The sequence below is a fragment of the Curtobacterium sp. Csp1 genome, from assembly GCF_013347185.1.
In genome coordinates, this window is record NZ_CP054594.1 from 3463228 (window position 1) to 3484050 (window position 20823).

Genomic DNA, 20823 nt, shown 5'->3' on the forward strand with positions numbered 1-20823 from the left:
CAGACTCGAGACACGGCCAGGAGGCACGGTGCCGGACCGCGACGAGACCACCCGACCGCAGACGGGGACGCCCGGCACCGATCCGTCCGGTACGGCGTCGTCCGGCGACGGGCCGGGTGTCGCTCCGGACCAGCCGAGCTTCTCCGAGCAGTTCCGCGCGGCGGTGCAGAACGCCGGGATCGCCCGGGTCGCCCCGGGCGAGACACCGTCCGGCCGCGACCTGCTCGGTGCCGTCGGCGGCGTCCGCGGCCTCGCCGAGTCGATCCTGCCCGGGCTCGCGTTCCTGGTGGTCTACACGATCACGAAGGAGCTCGTCCCGAGCGTCGTGATCCCGGTGGTCGTCGGGCTGGTCTTCGTGGTGCTCCGGCTGGTGCAGCGGCAGTCGGTGACGATGTCCTTCGCGGGCATCCTCGGCGTCGCGGTGTCGGCCGGGTTGGCACTGCTGACCGGCCGCGCCGAGACGAACTTCATCCCCGGCATCGTCATCAACGCCGTCTGGCTGGTCGGACTCCTCGTCACGCTGGCCGTGCGCTGGCCGCTCATCGGCGTCGTCGTCGGCTTCCTGTTGCCCGCGAACGAGGACGGCTCGCACGTCGACTGGCGCGCCGACCCCGCGAAGCGCCGGGTGCTCACGGTCGCCACGTGGATCTGGGTCGGGCTGTTCGCGGTGCGCCTGGCGGTCGAGGTGCCGCTGTACCTGACGGCGCAGGTCGAACTGCTCGCGGGCCTCAAGCTGATCCTCGGCGTGCCGCTCTACGCCGCCGTGCTCTGGGTCACGTGGCTGCTCGTCCGCACGGTGTTCACGCGACGGGACGACCCCGCCGCGGTGTAGAGTTGTCTCGACATCGAGACAGTTTGCCGGGGGCGCAGCAGCGCCGCCGGGTTTAGGTTTGCCTTGCTGGTGGGACGTTCCGCGGCCCGCGAAGATGGGGGCACACCGATCAGTAGGGAGGCGGCACAGTGGCTGCAGTCAACAGCTTCGGCTCGAAGGACACACTGTCGGTTGGGGGTGTCGACTACGCGATCCACCGGATCGACACGGTGCCGGGGCACGAGAAGCTCCCGTACAGCCTGAAGGTGCTGCTCGAGAACCTGCTCCGCACCGAGGACGGTGCGAACGTGACCGAGGAGCAGATCCGCGCCCTCGGTTCGTGGCGGCCCGACGCCGAGCCGGACACCGAGATCCAGTTCTCGCCGGCCCGTGTGGTCATGCAGGACTTCACGGGTGTGCCGTGCATCGTCGACCTCGCCACCATGCGCGAGGCGATGGCGCAGATCGGCGGCGACCCGAACAAGATCAACCCGCTGTCGCCGGCCGAGATGGTCATCGACCACTCCGTCGTCGCCGACCTGTTCGGCCGCGAGGACGCGCTGCAGCGCAACACCGACCTGGAGTACGAGCGGAACGGGGAGCGCTACCAGTTCCTCCGCTGGGGCCAGACCGCGTTCGAGGACTTCAAGGTCGTCCCGCCGGGGACCGGCATCGTCCACCAGGTCAACATCGAGTACCTGGCCAAGGTCACGTACACGCGCGAGTTCGACGGCGAGCTCTACGCGTACCCGGACACGCTCGTCGGCACCGACTCGCACACCACGATGGTGAACGGCCTCGGCGTGCTCGGCTGGGGCGTCGGCGGCATCGAGGCCGAGGCGGCGATGCTCGGCCAGCCCGTCTCGATGCTCATCCCCAAGGTCGTCGGCTTCAAGCTGTCCGGCTCGATCCCGGCCGGCGTCACCGCGACCGACGTGGTGCTCACCATCACGCAGGAGCTCCGCAAGCACGGCGTGGTCGGCAAGTTCGTCGAGTTCTACGGCGAGGGCGTCTCCGAGGTCCCGCTCGCGAACCGCGCCACCATCGGCAACATGAGCCCCGAGTTCGGCTCGACCGCCGCGATCTTCCCGGTCGATGCCGTCACGCTCGACTACCTGCGCCTGACGGGCCGGTCGGAGGACCAGATCGCCCTCGTCGAGGCGTACGCCAAGGCCCAGGGCCTGTGGCACGACCCGTCGGTGGAGCCCGCGTACTCCGAGTATATGGAGCTCGACCTGTCGACGGTCGTCCCGTCGATCTCCGGCCCGAAGCGCCCGCAGGACCGCATCGAGCTCTCGAAGGCCAAGGACCAGTTCGAGGTCGACCTCGCGAACTACGCGAGCATCGACCACTCCGAGGCGGACAAGGCCGTCGCCGACACCTTCCCGGCGTCCGACCCGGTCGCCGCGGCCCCCGGTGACGAGCACGCCGTCGACGACCTGCAGGACGCGCAGCCGTCCGAGGTCCCGGTGCACGCCTCGAGCGCCCCGGGCACGGTCTCGAAGCCGACCTCGGTCACCGTGGGCGACGGCGACGCGTTCACGATCGACCACGGCGCCGTCGCGATCGCCGCGATCACGTCCTGCACGAACACGTCGAACCCGTCGGTCATGATGGCCGCCGGCATCCTCGCGCGGAACGCCGCGAAGAAGGGCCTCAAGGCCAAGCCGTGGGTGAAGACCACCCTCGCGCCGGGCTCGAAGGTCGTCACCGACTACTACGAGAAGGCCGGGCTGACCAGCTACCTCGAGGACCTCGGCTTCTACACGGTCGGCTACGGCTGCACCACCTGCATCGGCAACTCGGGCCCGCTGCCCGAGGAGATCTCGCAGGCCGTGCAGGACAACGACCTCGCCGTCACCGCGGTGCTCTCGGGCAACCGCAACTTCGAGGGCCGCATCAACCCCGACGTGAAGATGAACTACCTCGCGTCGCCGCCGCTCGTCATCGCCTACGCGCTGGCCGGCTCGATGCACTTCGACTTCGACACCGACGCCCTGGGCCAGGACCAGGACGGCAACGACGTGTTCCTCAAGGACATCTGGCCCGACGCGGGCGAGGTCCAGCAGGTCATCGACACGTCGATCGACACGGAGATGTTCACCCACGAGTACGGCTCCGTGTTCGAGGGCGACGACCGCTGGAAGAACCTGCCGACCCCGACGGGCGACACCTTCGAGTGGGACACCGAGTCCACCTACGTCCGGAAGCCTCCGTACTTCGAGGGCATGACGATGCAGCCCGACGCGGTCTCGGACATCTCGGGCGCCCGCGTGCTCGCGAAGCTCGGCGACTCGGTCACGACGGACCACATCTCGCCGGCGGGGTCGATCAAGGCGGACAGCCCGGCGGGCAAGTACCTCGCCGAGCACGGTGTCGACCGCAAGGACTTCAACTCCTACGGCTCGCGTCGCGGCAACCACGAGGTGATGATCCGCGGCACGTTCGCGAACATCCGACTGCGCAACCAGCTGCTGGCGGACGCGAACGACGGCGCGGGCGTCGAGGGCGGGTACACCCGTGACTTCACGACGGCCGACGGCGAGCAGTCGTTCATCTACGACGCATCGCAGCACTACCAGGAGCAGGGCATCCCGCTCGTCATCTTCGGCGGCAAGGAGTACGGCTCGGGCTCGTCGCGCGACTGGGCGGCCAAGGGCACGAACCTGCTCGGCGTCAAGGCGGTCATCACCGAGAGCTTCGAGCGCATCCACCGCTCGAACTTGATCGGCATGGGCGTCGTCCCGCTGCAGTTCCCGGCCGGCGAGTCCGCCGAGTCCCTGGGCCTCGACGGCACCGAGGTCGTCTCGATCTCCGGGCTGACCGAGCTCAACGAGGGTCGGACGCCCAAGACGGTGCACGTCACCGCGACGCCGAGCGAGCACTCGCCCGCCGGCAAGGAGCCCGTGGAGTTCGACGCGGTCGTCCGCATCGACACCCCGGGTGAGGCCGACTACTACCGCAACGGCGGCATCCTGCAGTACGTGCTCCGCTCGCTCGTCTGAGCACGGCGCGCGACGCGCGCACCGGTCGCTGACGCGACCACCTGACGGACTGGAGGCCCGTGGCGACACCGCCACGGGCCTCCAGTCCGTCGTCCGGTCCCGCGGATAGTGTGGTGACCTGCCCCACGAAAGGAGCGCTCGTGAGCCTGCTCAGCAGCATCTCGTCGCCGCGCGACCTCAAGCGTCTGTCCGACGCGCAGATGACGGAGCTCGCCGTCGAGATCCGTCGCTTCCTCGTCGCCGAGGTCGCGAAGACCGGCGGGCACCTGGGGCCGAACCTCGGGGTGGTGGAGCTCACGCTGGCGATGCACCGCGTGTTCGACTCGCCGCACGACCCGTTCGTGTTCGACACCGGGCACCAGTCGTACGTGCACAAGCTCGTCACGGGTCGACAGGACTTCTCGCGCCTCCGGGAGCGCGGCGGCCTCGCCGGGTACCCGCAGCGCAGCGAGTCCGAGCACGACATCGTCGAGTCGTCGCACGCGTCGTCGTCCCTGTCGTGGGCGGACGGCATCTCGCGGGCCTTCCGGCAGACCGGCCAGGACGACCGCACGGTGGTCGCCGTCGTCGGGGACGGCGCGCTCACGGGCGGCATGACGTGGGAGGCCCTCAACAACATCTCGGACGCGAACGACCGCCGCATGGTGATCGTCGTGAACGACAACGGCCGGTCCTACGCGCCGACGATCGGCGGGATGGCGCGGTTCCTCAGCTCGGTGCGCACGCGCCGTGAGTACCGTGCGCTGTTCGAGAAGTCGCAGGCGGTCGCATCGCGCTTCGGTGCACCCGGTCGGGCCTTCTACCGCGGGGTGCGCGGTGGCCTGCACGGCTTCCTGTCGCGGTTCACGAACAACGAGGCGCTCTACTCGAACCTCGACATCAAGTACATCGGTCCGGTGAACGGGCACGACCAGCGCGCGATGGAGGCGGCGCTCCGGCAGGCCAAGGCCTACGGAGCGCCGACGATCGTGCACGCCATCACCGAGAAGGGGTACGGCTTCGAGCCGGCGCTCCGCGACCAGGCGGACCAGTTCCACGCGGTCGGGCACATCGACCCGGAGACGGGGGAGTCGCTCGACGTGTCGTCGGGGCCCTCGTGGACGTCGGTCTTCGCGTCCGAACTGGCGTCGGTCGGCGCCGCGGACGAGCGGATCGTCGCGATCACCGCCGCCATGCTGCGCCCCACCGGACTCCACCTGTTCCAGGAGCAGCACCCCGAGCGGGTGATCGACGTCGGCATCGCGGAGCAGCACGCCGTGACCACCGCCGCCGGGCTCGCGTTCGGCGGGCTCCACCCCGTGGTCGCGCTCTACGCGACGTTCCTCAACCGGGCGTTCGACCAGGTGCTCATGGACGTGGCACTGCACCGCGCCGGGGTGACGTTCGTCCTCGATCGCGCGGGCATCACCGGTCCGGACGGTCCCTCGCACCACGGCATGTGGGACCTCGCGCTCCTGCAGGTCGTGCCGGGAATCCGGATCGCCGCACCGCGCGATGCGGTCACGCTGCGCGAGGAGTTCCGCGAGGCCGTCGCCGTGGACGACGCCCCCACCGTGCTGCGCTGGTCGAAGGGCTCCGTCGGACCGGACCTGCCGGCGCTCCGCCGTCTGTCCGACGGGGTCGACGTCCTCCGGGACCCGACCGACGGGCAAGAGCCGGACGTGCTGTTCGTGGCGGTCGGCTCTATGGTGCCGGTGGCGCTCGACGCCGCGGCCCTGCTCGAGGCGCAGGGCATCGGCGCGACGGTCGTCGACCCGCGGTGGGTCGTGCCGATCCCCGCATCGCTGGTCGACCTGTCCCGCGAGCACCGGCTGGTCATCACGATCGAGGACGGCGTCCGGGTCGGGGGCGTCGGGACACGGCTGCGACAGGACCTGCGGGCGGCCGGGGTCGACACCGGCGTGAACGAGCTCGGGCTGCCGGACGCGTTCATCGACCACGCGTCGCGGTCGCAGATCCTGGCCGACGTCGGGCTGACCGCGCAGGCGATCGCGCGGGACGTCATCGACCAGGTCGTCGGTACGAAGCTGCCCCAGGCGAAGCCGGCGCGCACGCGGGAGTCCGCGGAGCGCTGAGCGCGTGGTTCGCGCGGTGCGGTGGCGGGCCCGCGCTCGTTCGCCGCGGCGTTGAACCACGGAACCGACATCGAACCAGGACGAGTGCCTGGTCCGATGTCGGTTCCGTGGTTCGATCGACCGGTGGGTCCGGCTAGCGCGAGGCGGGACCGACGATCGCCGGGTCGTGGAACGTGCCGCCGAAGACGCGCTCGGACGCTCCGGACCGGTCGAGGTACGGGCTGATGCCGCCGGCCTGGAACGGGTAGCCCGCACCGAGGATCAGGCCGAGGTCGATCTCCTCGACGTGCTCGACCACCCCGTCCTGAAGCATGCGGTGCACCTCGTCGGCCAGTGCGTCCTCGAACCGCTGCTGCATGGTCGCGGCGTCGACCGGCTGGGCGTCCTTCTTCGCGGGCGCGACGAGCTTCACGGCAGCGGGGTCGTACCCGGTGACGGCGCCCTTCTTGTCGCGGGTCAGGATCGCGCCGTGCTCCGCGATGCGCTTCAGCCCGTCGCCCGGGTAGAACCGCTCCGGCCACGCGGCGTGGTGCGAGTCGAGCACGTGCGCGCCGACCGGCAGCCCGACGAGCTCGAGCAGCTCGAACGGCGACATCGGCAGACCGAGCGGTGCCGCACCCTCGGCGACGGTCGCGAAGGGCGTGCCCTCCTCGACGCCGCGCATCGCCTCGCCGAGGACGCGGGCGAGCACCCGGTTCACGACGAAGCCGGGCTGGTCGGCCGTGATGATCGCGGTCTTCTTGAGGGTCTTCGCGACGACCAGGGCCGTCGCGAGCGTCTCGTCCGAGGTCTGCTCCGTGCGGACGACCTCGAGGAGCGGCATGACGGCGACGGGGTTGAAGAAGTGGAAGCCGACGAGCCGCGACGGGTCGGACAGCACCGAGCCCATCTCGGACACCGACAGCGACGACGTGTTCGTGGCGAGGATCGCGTCGGGCGCGATGACCTGCTCGATCTTCCGGAACACGTCCTGCTTGACCGACATCTCCTCGAAGACGGCCTCGATCACCCAGTCGGCGTCCGCGAACGCGTCGTAGGACACCGAGCCCGAGACGAGCGCCTTGATGCGGTTCGCGTCGTCGGGGGAGACGCGCTTCTTGGCGAGGAGCTCGTCGACCGAGGACCGGATGCGCTCGACACCGGCGTCCACCCGTGCCTGGTCGACGTCCGTGATCACCACGGGGACGCCGAGGCGGCGGGCGAACAGGAGCGCGAACTGTGACGCCATGAGTCCGGCGCCGAGGACGCCGACCTTGGTGATCTTCTTCGCCTCGACGTCCGTCGGGGCTCCGACGGGACGCTTCGCCCGCTTCTGGACGAGGTCGAACGCGTACATCGACGCGGCGAACTGGTCACCGGCGAGCAGGTCGGCGAGGGCGTCGTCCTCGCCCGCGAAGCGCTCGTCCAGGCTCCCGCTCTTCGCGGCCGCCACGAGGTCGAGCGCGCGGAACGGCGACTTCGGCACCGTGCCGATCTTGGATGCGACCTGGCCCCGTGCGACCTTGACGACCGTGCCCCACGCGGCCTTCTCGAGCATGCCGGGCTCGTTCTTCCGGACGACCTTGGTGCGGCCGGACACGACGCCGTCAGCCCATGCGACCGCGGACGGCAGGAAGGTGACCGACGGGATGAGCGCGTCGCCGATGCCGATCTCGACGGCGGCCGGGCCGTCCATCAGGCGGTTGTTCTTGAGCGGGTTCTCGACGATGACGCGGAGCGCCTTCTCCGGCCCGATCAGGCGGGGGAGCAGCGTCGCGCCGCCCCAGCCGGGGATGATCCCGAGGAACACCTCGGGCAGGCCGATGCCCTGCGCTGCGGACGAGAACACCCGGTACGTGCAGTGCAGGGCGACCTCGAGGCCACCGCCGAGGGCGATGCCGTTCACGAACGCGAACGACGGGACGCCCAGCTCGCTGAACTTGCGGAGCGTTGTGTGCCCGAGCACGCCGAGCTCGTGCGCGACCTCGCGGGAGGGCAGCGCCGCGGCCTGCGACAGGTCGGCGCCGGCCGCGAAGCAGTACTCCTTGCCGGTGATCGCAACGGCCTGGACCTCGCCCTTCCCGGCGGCGTCACGCAGGGTGTCGAGCACGTCGGACAGCTCGCGCATGGTCCGCGGTCCGAGGGTCGAGGGGCGCTTGTGGTCCTTGCCGTTGTCGAGCGTGATGAGCGCGAGTGTGCCGCCGGAGGGCAGCGCCACGTGCTTGACGTACGAGTGGGTGACGACCTCGTCCGCGCTGAGCTCGGTCAGCTGGTCGATCGGGGTGGTGGTCATGCTCAGGCCGCCTTCCGTGCCGCGCTCTTGCTGAAGTTCGGGTTCTCCCAGATGACGGTGCCGCCCTGGCCGAGTCCGATGCACATCGTGGTGATGCCGTACCGGACGTCCGGGCGCTCGGCGAACTGTGCCGCGAGCTGGTTCATCAGGCGGACACCGCTCGACGCCAGCGGGTGGCCGACGGCGATCGCGCCACCCCAGGCGTTGACGTTCGGCGAGTCCTGCGCGATGCCGTAGTTGTCGAGGAAGGCGAGCACCTGGACGGCGAACGCCTCGTTGATCTCGAACAGGCCGATGTCGTCGATGGTGAGTCCCGCCTTGCGGAGGGCCTTGTCGGTCGCGGGGACCGGGCCGATGCCCATGACCTCCGGGTCGACGCCCGCGAACGCGAACGAGACCATGCGCATCTTCGTCGGCAGACCGTGCTGCTTCGCACCGTCCTCCGATGCGAGCAGGCTCATCGTCGCGCCGTCGTTCAGGCCCGCCGCGTTGCCGGCGGTGATCCGTCCGTGGGGCCGGAACGGCGTGCGCAACGCAGCCAGTGCCTCCAGGGTGGTGCCCGGTCGGGGCGGCTCGTCCGCCGTGACGACGTCCCAGCCCTCGCCGGTGTTGACCTCGACCGGGACGACGTCGGGCTGGAGCTTGCCCGCGCCCCATGCGGCGGCGTAGCGCTGCTGCGACTGGACGGCGAAGGCGTCCGTGCGGTCCTTCGTGATCGCGGGGAACCGGTCGTGCAGGCGCTCCGCGGTGCTGCCCATGACGAGCGCGTCGCTCGCGACCATGCGCTCGGCGACGAACCGGGGGTTCACGTCGGCTCCGAAGCCCATCGGGTGGCGGCCCATGTGCTCGACCCCGCCGGCGATCGCGACGTCGGCGGCGCCGAAGGCGATCGCGCCGGCGAGCGTCGTGACGCTCGTCATGGCGCCGGCGCACATGCGGTCGATCGCGTAGCCGGGGACCGACTTCGGCAGACCGGCGAGCATGCCCACGGTGCGGCCGAGCGTCAGGCCCTGGTCGCCCTGCTGGGTGGTGGCCGCGACGGCGACGTCGTCGACCGCCGCACCGTCGAGCTGGCTGTTCCGGTCGAGCAGCCCGCGCATCGCGTGGACCGCGAGGTCGTCCGCGCGGGTCTTCCAGAACACCCCCTTCTCACCGGCTCGTCCGAACGGGGTGCGGACTCCGTCCACGAACACGACGTCTGATGCCTTGGGCACTCGGGCCTCCAGATCCTCTTCGATCGAGTCGGGGCACGTTCCGCCCCGACCGGCCGGGCTGTGCCCGGCGACTGCTCCGACGCTATGCCCGGAGCCTGGACGGGCGCATGCCCGTTGGGGTGTTCCTACGAGCCGGTGTTGCTCTCGGCAGCAGGGGCCTGTCCAGCAGCGACAAACGCGTGCGCGATGCGCGAGGCCGTCTCCTCGACCTGCCACGGGCGGGCGTCGTGGGACGCGAGCACGGCACCGACGGTCTCGGTCGCGATCGGCGTCGGCGGCTCCCACGACACCAGGCGGAGCGTCTCCGGCGTGAGGAGGTTCTCGACGGGCAGGTCGAGCTCCTCGGCGCGCGCGACGACCGCGGCGCGAGCGGCCTTGTAGCGGCGGTCGGCATCGGGGTTGCGGTCGGCCCACGCCCGGGGCGGGGGCAGCGTGGCCTCGCCCGAGCCGCGGAGCTTCGGCAGGTCCTCGGTCGTGCGGCCCTCGTCGACGGCGGCCCACCAGCGGTCGAGCTCCGACCGGCTGGCCCGACCCGTGAAGGCCTTGAGCGCACCGAGTTCGGCCTTCGTGGCCGGTGCGGCGGCCGCCGCGGCGACGATCGCGGCGTCCGGGATGGTCCGACCGGGGGCGACGTCGGCCGCACGGGCGTACTCGTCGCGGGCGGTCCACAGGGCGCGGGCGATCGCCAGCGCTCGGGCACCGCGCAGCGCGTGCATGCCGGACAGCCGGCGCCACGGCTCGGCACGGGGCGGCTTCGGCGCGCGGGTCAGGACGGCGGCGAACTCCTCCTCCGCGATGCGGGACTTGCCGGCGGCGTCGAGCGCTGCGGCCAGGGCGTCACGGAGGTCGGGCAGCAGCTCGACGTCGAGCGCCGCGTACACGAGCCAGGACTGCGGCAGCGGGCGGGTCGACCAGTCCGCCGCCGAGTGGGCCTTGGCGAGCGTGATGCCGAGCAGCTGCTCGACCACCGCGCCGAGGCCGACGCGCGGGAAGCCGGCGATGCGGGCCCCGAGCTCGGTGTCGAAGATGCGGGTCGGGACGAGGCCGACCTCCTGCAGGCACGGCAGGTCCTGCGACGCCGCGTGGAAGAGCCACTCCTCGTCGACGATGGCGTCCTGCAGCTCGGTGAAGTCGCCGATCGCGATCGGGTCGAACAGGAACGCGCCGGCGCCGCGGCGGAAGACCTGGATGAGGTACGCCCGCTGGGAGTACCGGTAGCCGCTCGCGCGCTCGGCGTCGACTGCGACGGGGCCGTGGCCGGCGGCGATGGCGGCGACCGCGCGCAGGTACTCGTCGCGGTCCTCGATCACGCGCACAGCGGCGTGCGAGTCCTCGAAGGCGGGATCAGCCGGGGCGGCCGATGCTGCCGGGGCGGCCGGGGCGCCCGGTGCTGCCGGAAAAACGGCCGAGCCGCCGGGTGCGGTGTGGTCGGCTTCGCTGGCGGGGTCGGTCACTTCGTGGTCCTCCTCGGAGCCAGCAGGGTCACGCCGTCCGATGCCGGGGGGAGTCCCGCGAGCATCGCGACGATCTCCTCCCACGCCTCGACGTGCGCGGTCAGGTCCTCGTCACGGGGCGTCCACGAAGCACGGAGCTCGAGCTGTGCGCCGTCGCCCTGCGCCGCGAGGTCGCCGTACCCGCGCGAGATGATCTTGGTGGCCGTCCCGGAGGCCCGGTCGTACGTCGCGCCGTGGGCCGCGAGCGCATCGACGAGCCAGCTCCACGTCACGTCGGCCACGAACTCGTCGACGCCGATCTCCGGCTCGAGCGGGGCCTGGGCGAACGTCACGATGCGGAACGCACCGCCCCAGCCGTCCGGCTCGTCGGGGTCGTGCAGGGCGATGAACCGCCCCGTGCCGAGGTCCGAGTCGATGCCGTGCACGGCGCCCGAGACGTCCGCCGCGAGGGCGATGGAGTGCGGCGCGATCCGCGAGGGCGAGGGGATCTCGGTGACCGTGGTCTCGGTGCGGGTCCGGCCCGACGCCACGAACGCGCGGAGTCGCTCGAAGGCCTCGGGCTCACGGGATTCGGACACGCATGCAGACTAGGCTCCCGGCCATGTCCCGATCCGCGCGACCCGCCGAGGACGTCGTCCAGGAGACCGCTCGGTCGGCCGGGCTCGTGGCGCTGGGAGCCGGCATCGCGGCGACCGCCGTGGCCACCGCGGTGGTCGGTGGCTTCGTCGCCGCCGTGGCCCGTGCCGTCGTCACGCCCGACCGCAAGCGCACCGAACGCGTCCCGATCCACGCCGTCGACCCCGGTGCCATGACCGTCACGCTCGAGCGCACCGCGGACACCGAGCTGCAGGGCCGGTACAGCCTGTGGTTCGGCGGCGGCACCGGGCACATGCGCGTCGGCGAGGTCCTCGGCATCACCGACACCACCGTCACCCGGCGCATCATCGCGATCGACGCCGGCGACCCCCGCTCCGCCCGCCGCGGCCGGTGGGGTGGCTGGTTCTACCTGACGCCCGGGGAGCTCGACGTCCCGGTCGAGGACGTGGACATCCCCACGCCGAACGGCCCGGCGCCCGCGTGGGTGGTCCGCGCCGACGACCCCGACGCACCGTGGGCGGTCCTCGTGCACGGCCGGGGCGTGACCCGCGCCGAGACCATCCGCGCCGTCCCGGTCTTCCGCGCCGCCGGGTACTCGGTGGTCCTCGCCTCGTGGCGGAACGACGGCGTCGCGCCGCGGAGCACCGACGGCCGCTACGGTCTCGGCAGCACCGAGTGGGAGGACGTCGACGCCGTGCTCCGCTGGCTCACCGCGCAGCAGGCCAGGAGCGTCGTGCTCATGGGATGGTCGATGGGCGGGGCCGTCGTGCTGCAGACCCTCGTCCGGTCCCGGTTCGCCGGGCTCGTCGACGGCATCGTGCTCGAGTCGCCCGTCGTCGACTGGCACGCGGTGCTCAAGTCGCAGAGCCGGGTCCTGAAGCTGCCGCGGCCGGTCCGGAAGGTCGCGCAGCGGCTCCTCCGCACCCCCGTCCTGCACCACGTCGCCGGGCTCGACCACCCCGTCGACCTGCGGGAGCTCGACATGGTCGCGCGGGCCGACGAACTCACGGTGCCGATCCTCATCCTCCACAGCGACGACGACGGGTTCGTGCCGTCCTCGGCGTCGCACGACCTGGCACGCGCACGGCCCGACATCGTGCGGCTCGAGGTGCAGACCACGGCGCGGCACACCAAGCTCTGGAACCATGACGCGGACTGGTTCGACGCGCGCATCCTCGCGTGGCTGACCGAGGTGGTGCAGCCGACGGACGCGACCAGCGCTCGGTAGACGCGACCGGGTGACGGACGGGAGGCACGGTGCCAGCCGGCACCGTGCCTCCCGTCCGTCCCGGGTCAGCTCCTGTCTTCGCCCTGGTCGTCCGCTGGTCGTCGCGCGATCGTCGTCGCGAGGACCGCCGTGCGGTCCGGCGTGAACGCGACGGTCACCACCGCCCCGGGAACGTCGAGTGCACAGAAGGGGAGGTCGTCAGCGCCGAAGCGGGACACCGCGGCGACGAAGGAGTCGAGGTCGAGGACCGTGGAGCCCCGCTCGGCGGCCAGACCGAACTTGGTCGCGAACGTCTGAGCGGTCGATCGAGCGCCCTGCTCGAAGCGTCTGACGGGGTCGTCGGGCGCGAGGAGTCGGACGAGTTCGACCGGTGCAGGACCGTGAGGAGCTCGTTGCCGAGGTCGACCTGGCGGACCAGGACCGGGTCGTCCCCGAGCGCATCGAGGGGCGCCGCGAGGGCATCGTTGCCGGGCTCGCCCGCTCGTCTGCTCCGGCGGAGTGCGCGGGCGAGCGCAGCGGCGGGGGCGTCGTAGGCGACCACCTCGGTGTCGTCCGGCAGAGCGGCCAGGATCTCGTGGGCACGGGGAGGGACATCGGAGCGCCTGGGAAGGGTCGCGCGGAGGACCGGGACGCTCGTGCCGGAGGTCGTCACGTCAAACCTCGGGGAAGACATCGACGGACCGCGGTGACGCGCGGTAGCGGAGGTGCTCGAAGTCCGGGTGCCAGTCGACCACGCCGGCCACCGCCCGGACGGCGATGTCGACGAAGAACGGGGACACGACCGCCTGTCGCGGAACGGTCTCGGCCTCGACCACACTCGCTGGCCGCGACCTGCTGCCGGAGAAGTCCGTGACCTGCACACCGTCCGCGGCGGTGCCCCACGAGTACGCGGGGAGCAGTCGGCGCGTGTCGGGTGTGGCCGTGCCCACGACCTCCCACATGCCCGGCTGGAACCTCGCCGGCAGGGTGAGCCCGGCGACGACGGGCTGTGTGGCGAGCACCACGAGCGGGTCCGCCGGCGGCGGAACGTCCTCCGGGCGCCGAAAGACGGCGACGTAGACGGCGTCGAAGACCTCGGCGATCACGTGCCCGAGCACGGCACCGCCGGTTCCGTCCGGGATCACGAAGACGTCACCGGCTGCCGCCGAGAACGGCGGCCGGCTCAGCGGGTGGAAGGCGTCGGCGGTCGCGGCGGACGCAGGGAGCACGGCCGGATCCGGGGCCGCCAGCGGTGTCCGTGTTACCCCGGTCCGGGACAGTCGCTGTGCGCGCTCGTCGAGGGCCGGCCCTGGCTGCGCGTGGTCGACGACCTCGATCGTGAACAACGCCTCGGGGTCGGCGCGGGTCTCGGCGGAGAGCTCCGCGAACAGCTGCTCGCGGCTGTCGGCCTGATGGAACTGCTGCGCCGACCGCTCGGCGTTCTTCCGTCTACCGAACACCGTGTCCTCCGTCACCTTCGATCGCGGTGCGGATGAGTTGCTCCGGTCGTGGGAGTCCGGCCGGCATCTCCGTGGTGAACCACGGTAGTTCGACGGAATCGATCCGGCCGTCGAGCATCCACACGAGGACCTCACCCGCGAGCGGTGCCTGGTCGGTGCGGTAGGCCAGCGATCCCGGAAGGGGACCGTCGGGGAAGTCGGCTCGGGGTGTCTCCGCGAGCACGACGTCCCAGATCCGCGGAGCTGTCTCGCGGACGGCCCGCACCGCCTCGGCCTGCTGGCGGAGCTCCGCCGTTCGCCGCGCGGGGAGCGTGTCGAGGTACGCGAGCAGGAGCGACCGGACCCGTTCCGCCGGTTCCTGCTCCGTCTGCTCGTGGTGGAGCCAGATAGCGGGGCCCCCGCCCGGCATCATGACGATCATCGTCGGAGGGGTCTCCGGTCCGACGTAGTGCCATGACTCGAACTCCGGGTGCGGTCCGGCGGTCAGTCGGGAGCCGTCCGAGAACGTCATCGTCAGCGTCGATCCCGTGGCGCGCGCCGCGGTGACCTCGAGCGTGTGCAGGCGGAGAGCCGGCACCAGCCCGACTTGTCGCCCTCCGGGTCGATCATCGTTGCGGCGTCGGGGGACCGACCGAGGGAGAACGGGCACTCGAGGATGACGGTGGCGCCGTTCGAGAGCAGGAGTCGGAGCGCGTGATCGACCCAGATGGTGTCGACCGTCTCTCCGACGAGGAGCAACGGGACGTCCTCGACGACCAGTTCGTTCATCGTGCGCGCTCCTTGCGGCGATCCATCGTCTGGCCGTGCTTCCGTGGACGGACGAGCGCTCATCTCGTGCGCGTGCGCGTCCGCCTCGGTCTTGTGGATCTCGCGTTGAGCGATGGGTAACTGGTCAGGGTCGCCTTTGTCCAGCCGATTTCCGATCTGACCAGTGGAGCTTGCTCGATCAAATCTCTGAGGCACGAGTCTCCATCACGCTCTGTGGAACTCCGACTCCGAGGAGCTCCTCAAGCTCGCTGGATACTGACAATGCCGTGTCGTCGATTATCACAGTCGCCGTTGCGCTGTCGAAGAAATCAATGCGGACAACCGGCACGGGAGATTCTGATCCGCTGGCGGTCAGATAGCCCAGGAACTCACCATCGATCATTTGGTCGCAGTTTTCAGCGATCCGCACCATCTCCAGATGCGAGAACCATGCTCCTTGCCCATCAGCTTTGGAGACTTTGCGTTCCAAGTCCAAGACATCAACACTTGATCCCGGTATCGCAGTCATCCAGAGCTCGGTTATCAGCCAGTGCATGGGTTCTGGACTGAGGGCCCTGAACACGTTCCGGAAAGTGATCTGGCCCACGGGTGCAGAATATATCGGACGTTCGTACGAGATCATTGGAGCTCCGGTAGTGGCTCAGGGTCGCCCCGCTGCGCAGTTCCGCCCGTTGGATTCGGCACTGCCCGATGCTGATGGGGGTTGGTGTGAAGTTTGGGGCGACCATGGTCAGTGAAGTCGATGGTTCGCACGACTTGACCATCATCAGAGAATTCGCGCGCTTGTGGGTAGGGTCCTTTACTGCCCTTGCGCCACCCCAGCTGGGTGTGGGCGAAGTCTGACTCTGGCAGGTCGGCACCTGTTGTCTCGTCTCGAGGGAGGGGTCTCCGTGGGAACCACTGGCCGTCGGGGACTGATTTGACCTGCGGCGTTTCGTCGCCGAGCTTGTTCACCGCCGACGGCAGGTGCACCTTCGACATCATGCCACCGGTAGCGGCCGACGCCGCAGCACCTTCAGTGGCGGAACCGAGGAGGTCTGTGGGCGTGAGTGGTTGACCGCTGACGACGGTGTTCGCGACGTTCTCGACGGCGCCCTCGACGGCGTTCCCGACGAAGTGCTTGCCGATCGCTGCGCCCAGGCCGCCGCCGACCGCTCCGAACGCTCCGCTGACGGCGACCTGCCCCCAGTTCACCTCGCCGGTCGTCGCCTTCTGAATGATCGTGTCCGCGCCGGCACCGATCAGCATCCCGCCGAGTGGGCCGCCGACGCCGGTGAGCATGAGCGCACCACCCGCGACGACCATCGCCCCGCCGGCGACGTACTCCCAGTTGTCCTTGAACCAGTCACCGGTCGCCGCTGCCGCCCGCGCGAGCGGCCCTTGCTCGGCGGCGGCGTACGCCTCGAGCTCGGCGTCGGTGATCGGCGCGAGGCCGAGTGGGTCGACCGCGTGCAGCGGGTCGTTGCCCGCGAACGAGTACGGGTTCGCGCCCCAGGCTGCCCCCGCTGGTGCGGTGACCGGGTCGGTCGAGAGGAAACCGCGGGTTGCAGGGTCGTAGGCGCGCGCCCCCATCCACTCGAGTCCGGCCACAACGGGCGTTCCGTCCGCGCCGAACGAGAGCGCCCCCTCGGTCCCGCCGCCGACCGAGGCGAGGAGCTGCCACGGATCGGTCTCCGGCGTGCTGCGGGCCGTCCGCCAGCCCGTCGCGCCAGGGCTCTCCGAGCCGCCGAGCAGTCCGACCGACGTGCGGAGCACGGGGGAGTCGTCGACGGCCAGCAGGGTGGGAACAGCGGCAGCGGCGTCCCAGTCGAGTCGGACGCCGTCGACATCGGCGAGGTCGCCGAGCGCGTCCACGTGGATCGCTGTGCTCGACGAGCCCGGGGCGATCAGTCGAAGCCACCCCCGCCCGTCCCACGAGTAGCGGGTCGCCGTGCCGTCCGGGGCGGTGCTCCGGACGCGCTGCCCGCGAGCGTCGTACTCGTGCGAGGTCCTCCCCTCCGGCCCGGTCACCGCGACGAGCTGGCCCGCATCGTCGTACTCGAACGTGCGAGTGCTGTCCTTGGTGTGTTCGACGACGAGTCGGCCGGCGGCGTCGTAGGACCACGTTGTCTCCACTCCGTCGGTGCCGGCACGGACGAGTTGCATCGCTGCGTCATGCTCGTAGACCGTCGTCGTGCCCGGTCGCTCGATCCCGACGAGCCGACCGTCTCGATCGCGGGTCAGTCGTGTCGTCGCCGTCGAGTCCCCGTCGGAGCTGGTGTGTCCGACGACGAGCCCGCGGTCGTGCGACCAGGAGTCGCTCGTCCCTGCCGTGCGCACCGCCGTGAGTCGTCCGGCGCCGTCGTACTCGTGATGGACGGCGCCGAACGCGGTGTGCTCGACGGTGCCCGGCCGACCCGCGGGATCACGCTCGATGCGCGTCACGGAGCCGTCCGGCGCGTGCACCGAGGTACGCAGGCCGTCCGCGTCGTACGTCCATCGCGTCTCTCGACCGTCCGTCACTCGGCGGACGAGGAGACCCCGCCGGTCGTACTCCAGCAGGTGGGCACTGGCAACGTCCGGTCGGGTGTGGTCGGAGATGGTCACGGTCCGCGAGCGCGGGTCGCGCTCGATGCGAGCGACCAGTGCGTCGTCCACGTACTGGGCCGTCTCTCGACCGGCTGCGTCGTACTCCCACCGAAGCACGGTGCCGTCGGGCTCCGTCTGGGAGATCTGGCGACCGGCAGCGTCGTACGTCGCGCTCGTCGTGCGGCCGAGGGGGTCCGTCGAGCTGGCGACCTTGTCGAGCTCGGTGTAGGTCCGCGTCGTGACTGCTCCGCGCGGATCGGTGGTGCGGACGAGCCGCCCGCGGGCGTCGTACTCGTAGCGCGTCACCCCGCCGAGGCCGTTGGTCGCCGCGACCAGCTGCCCCGCCGCGTCGTACCGGAACGAGCGGCGACCGAATCGCGGGTCCCGTGCCTCGACGACACGTCCCGCCCGGTCGTAGCGGTACCGGATGATCCCGAAGCCAGGGACGTCGACGGAGGTGACCCGACCGACCGCGTCGTACTCGGTGCGCTCGACGTCGTCGTTCGCATCGACCCGCTCGACGACCCGTCCGTCGGCGTCGTACCGCAGCGACGTCCGGCCGCCGAGCGGGTCCGTGGCCGTCTCCGGACGCCCGCACCGGTCGTACGTGTACGTCGTCGTCCGACCGGCAGGCGTCGTGACGGCGACGATCCGGCCCGCGAGGTCGCGCTCGATGCGGGTCAGACCACCCTCACCGTCCAGCGATTCAACGATCCTTCCAGCCGCATCACGCACGGTCACGGTGGTTGAGCCGTCTCCCTGCCGGAGGCCGATCGGTCGTCCGAGCGCATCGGTGCGGACACTGACGTCCTCGAACGCGGAACTGACGATCGTCGTGCCGTCGGCACGCTTCCGCTCGGCAGCGGTGCGGACACCGGTCGGGTCCACGGTTGCCAGGACGGCGCCGATGGCGTCGTACTCACGGTTCCACGAACCGCCTGCGGGGTCGATGACGGTGCGCAACCGCGAGAGCGCGTCGTGCACGAACCGCCACTCCGCCCCGTCGGGCAGGGTGACGGCCGAGACGTTGCCGAGGTCGTCGAACAGGGTCGTGATGCGGCGGCCGAGCGGGTCGATGGTCGCGGTGACCTCGCCGTGCGTGCCGTACTCCACGGCCGTCCGGGAGCCCGTCGGATCCGTGGTGGCGATCACGCGCCCGGCATCGTCGTGTTCGAACCGCCACACGCCGCCGTCCGGAGCTTCGCGAGCGGTCAGCAGGCCTGCCGCGTCGTATCGGTACGTCGTCCGGGCGCCGAGGGGGGTGACCGCTTCGACGACACGCCCAGCTGCGTCCCGGGTGAAGGACGCCGTCCCCCCGTCGGCATCCTCGATCGCGACGAGGTCGCCGTGGTCGTCGTGGTGGAACGTGACGACCACACCGGTCGGGTCCGTGCAGCGAGCCAACTGCCCGGCGCGCCACTCGAGGAGCGTCCGTCCGCCGACGGGATCGGTGACGACGGAAGGGTTCCGGTCGTCGCCCCGGTACTCGTACTCGACGATCGCGCCGTCTGCGGTGACCACGGTGGTGGGCCGGTCCTGGTCGTCGTACCCGCACGTCACGTCGGCGCCGTCCGGGGTCACGGTGCGCGTGCGGCGTCCGCGGTCGTCGTACCCGTGCACCGTCACCGACCCGTCGCGTTCGGTGACGGACACCAGGTGGCCGTGGCGGTCGTAGGACATCGACTGACGCGCACCGTCGGCGTCGATGATCCCGACGACCCGGCCCTTCCGGTCGGCGATCCACGTGTTCGCGTTGCTGCCGTCAGCGTCCGAGACCGACGTCACCCTGCCCTGGAGGTACGAGAACCGGACGGTGCGTCCGAACGGAGTGCGCTGTTCGACGACACGCCCCCGGCCGTCGTACGCATTGGTGCACTCGACGACGCCCGTCGCGGCGGTCACCTGGTCGATCAAGCCGGCGTCGTTCCACCGGTAGCGTCGCGCGCCGACGGTGTCCTGCGCGGCGACGAGGCGGCGCGCATCGTCGTACCGGTACTGCACACGCCGGCCATCGGACGCTGAAACTGACACGACGCGGTCGCCTTCGTACTCCACGTCGAGCGCACGACCGAGTTCGTGCTCGAGTCGAGTGATCCGGTCGTCGGCGTCGCGGAGAGCGGACACGCCCGTGCCCGAGCCACGTCCGGCAGAGAGCCAGACACCGGCGGCGGAGAAGGTCCATCGACCCCCCGTGTTGTCCGAGACGACGAGGGTGGCCCCATCGCGACGGAGCCAGAGGTCCTGCCCCACGCCGCGACCCCAACCGTCGCCCTCGCGGGGGAAGTCGACCTGGCGCCCGTCCTCGAGCACGATCGAGGCCAGCTCGTCGCTGAGCTCCAGCCGGATGTCGAGCACCGACGACCAACCGAGACCGAAGGACCCCACCCGGTCGTCGAGCGAGTTGTACGTCCGCGAGAACCGGAGGGACGCCGCAGCACCGCCGAACGTCAGGTCGTCCTCTGGCTCGAGGAAGTTCCCCGTCGCGGTGTTCACCGGGTCGTCGGCGAACCCGTTCGTGGGCGGTGTCCCCATCGCGGAGAACGGGCCGATGGTGAAGTCGTCGCGTCCGACCGCCACGCCTGCCGCGGCCAGCGCCGCGGCGATCGAGGCGTCCGAGAGCGTGGCGGGTCCGTTCCCGCCGCCCGCGGCCTCGAACTGCGCGGCGACCGTGTCGGCCCAAGCCGCGTCGTGCCCGTTGTCCGTAAGCCAGTCCTGTACCGCGGTCACGAGTGACTGCGCGTGCAGCGTGCCCCATCGGGTGTTGCACCCGGACTCGTAGTCGCTGAGGGCGTTCCGGAACGACGACACCGCGCCGGCGAGGGAGTCGTCGGCCCCCCTGCTGCTCGACGCGAAGGAGCGGAGATCGGCCGGCACCGCTGACGACGTGCCTCCGCTGCCGCCTCCGGCCGTCGGGATCGTACGACCGCGCACCGAGACGGCATCGGCCTGGAGCTGGGGCTCAGGCTGCGGTTCCGGGGGCTTCGGGTCGTCCTCGGCGCCGAACCACGTCGACACCTCGTGCGCCGCACCGACGAAGAAGTTCTCCTCACGCTCCCGCTTCCGCGCCTCCCACGCCTTCGCGTCGGCACGGCGTCGGTCCTCTTGCTCCGCCGCCTGACGGAGTTCGTCGACGAACCCGACGAGTGAGGAGAGCGCCTCGGAGAGCTTGCCGGCGCTGTGCGAGGCGATGCCGGCGTTGTCGGCGAAGACCTCGGAGAAGTACCCCCGGAACTCCCGCTCCGCGTTCGTCACCGCCGTGGACCGTGCGCCGGTCTGGCCGTCGATCGACGTCGCGAGCCTGCGCGCCGCAGTCTTCAGCGTGTCAGCGTCGCCGTACGAGTACCCCGTCGGATCGTTGCCGTGGATCTTCGCCATGTCGTCTCCCCCCCCCC

General features: G+C 71.0%; 13 protein-coding genes. 4 read left to right on the plus strand and 9 right to left on the minus strand.

The genetic code is table 11. The features are described from left to right. Positions 1-28 precede the first annotated feature (28 nt). The 3 genes from HUN58_RS16640 to dxs all read left to right on the plus strand — a co-directional run bounded on the left by HUN58_RS16640 (position 29) and on the right by dxs (position 5891). Positions 29-832, plus strand: coding sequence for a DUF3159 domain-containing protein (locus tag HUN58_RS16640; protein ID WP_058742501.1), 804 nt, complete (start codon positions 29-31; stop codon positions 830-832). A gap of 128 nt (positions 833-960) precedes the next feature. Continuing rightward, on the plus strand, positions 961-3816 hold the full coding sequence (locus HUN58_RS16645) for an aconitate hydratase (protein ID WP_141861362.1): 2856 nt from the start codon (positions 961-963) through the stop codon (positions 3814-3816). Between the two features lie 140 nt (positions 3817-3956). Next, positions 3957-5891, plus strand: coding sequence for a 1-deoxy-D-xylulose-5-phosphate synthase (gene dxs, locus HUN58_RS16650; RefSeq protein WP_180225216.1), 1935 nt, complete (start codon positions 3957-3959; stop codon positions 5889-5891). 133 nt (positions 5892-6024) lie between these two features. Here the strand turns inward: dxs and HUN58_RS16655 are convergent, their stop codons facing one another. The 4 genes from HUN58_RS16655 to HUN58_RS16670 form a co-directional block, all read right to left on the minus strand. Further along, the gene (locus HUN58_RS16655; protein ID WP_180225217.1) at positions 6025-8163 is read right to left on the minus strand and encodes a 3-hydroxyacyl-CoA dehydrogenase NAD-binding domain-containing protein; all 2139 of its coding nucleotides are present in this window, start codon (positions 8161-8163) and stop codon (positions 6025-6027) included. Positions 8164-8165: 2 nt separating this feature from the next. Further along, the gene (locus tag HUN58_RS16660) at positions 8166-9377 is read right to left on the minus strand and encodes a thiolase family protein (RefSeq protein WP_174778420.1); all 1212 of its coding nucleotides are present in this window, start codon (positions 9375-9377) and stop codon (positions 8166-8168) included. 125 nt (positions 9378-9502) lie between these two features. Beyond that, positions 9503-10693 carry an HRDC domain-containing protein gene (locus HUN58_RS16665; protein ID WP_254631702.1) on the minus strand — a complete coding sequence of 397 codons (1191 nt, stop codon included), beginning with the start codon at positions 10691-10693 and terminating at the stop codon, positions 9503-9505. Positions 10694-10827: 134 nt separating this feature from the next. After that, a complete protein-coding gene (locus HUN58_RS16670) occupies positions 10828-11409 on the minus strand; it encodes a DUF3000 domain-containing protein (protein ID WP_144801333.1) in 582 nt (193 codons plus the stop codon). 23 nt (positions 11410-11432) lie between these two features. Here HUN58_RS16670 and HUN58_RS16675 point away from each other — a divergent pair, with 23 nt between their 5' ends. Then, positions 11433-12656: a S9 family peptidase gene (locus HUN58_RS16675; RefSeq protein ID WP_180225219.1), complete on the plus strand. Its 1224-nt coding sequence runs from the start codon at positions 11433-11435 to the stop codon at positions 12654-12656. A 653-nt stretch (positions 12657-13309) separates the two neighbouring features. Here HUN58_RS16675 and HUN58_RS16680 read toward each other — a convergent pair. From HUN58_RS16680 to HUN58_RS16700, 5 genes are all read right to left on the minus strand, one after another. Next, positions 13310-14110, minus strand: a complete 801-nt coding sequence (locus HUN58_RS16680) for a hypothetical protein (RefSeq protein WP_180225220.1) — start codon at positions 14108-14110, stop codon at positions 13310-13312. Continuing rightward, complete coding sequence (locus tag HUN58_RS16685; protein ID WP_180225221.1) at positions 14085-14672, minus strand: DUF6188 family protein; 588 nt, start codon at positions 14670-14672, stop codon at positions 14085-14087. The genes HUN58_RS16680 and HUN58_RS16685 overlap by 26 nt, the downstream gene beginning before the upstream one ends. Beyond that, complete coding sequence (locus tag HUN58_RS16690) at positions 14609-14863, minus strand: DUF6188 family protein (RefSeq protein WP_180225222.1); 255 nt, start codon at positions 14861-14863, stop codon at positions 14609-14611. Before HUN58_RS16690 ends, HUN58_RS16685 begins: the two co-directional genes overlap by 64 nt. 178 nt (positions 14864-15041) lie before the next feature. Then, complete coding sequence (locus HUN58_RS16695) at positions 15042-15449, minus strand: hypothetical protein (protein ID WP_141861371.1); 408 nt, start codon at positions 15447-15449, stop codon at positions 15042-15044. Between the two features lie 32 nt (positions 15450-15481). Further along, a complete protein-coding gene (locus HUN58_RS16700; protein WP_180225223.1) occupies positions 15482-20806 on the minus strand; it encodes a DUF6531 domain-containing protein in 5325 nt (1774 codons plus the stop codon). Between the last annotated feature and the right edge of the window lie 17 nt (positions 20807-20823).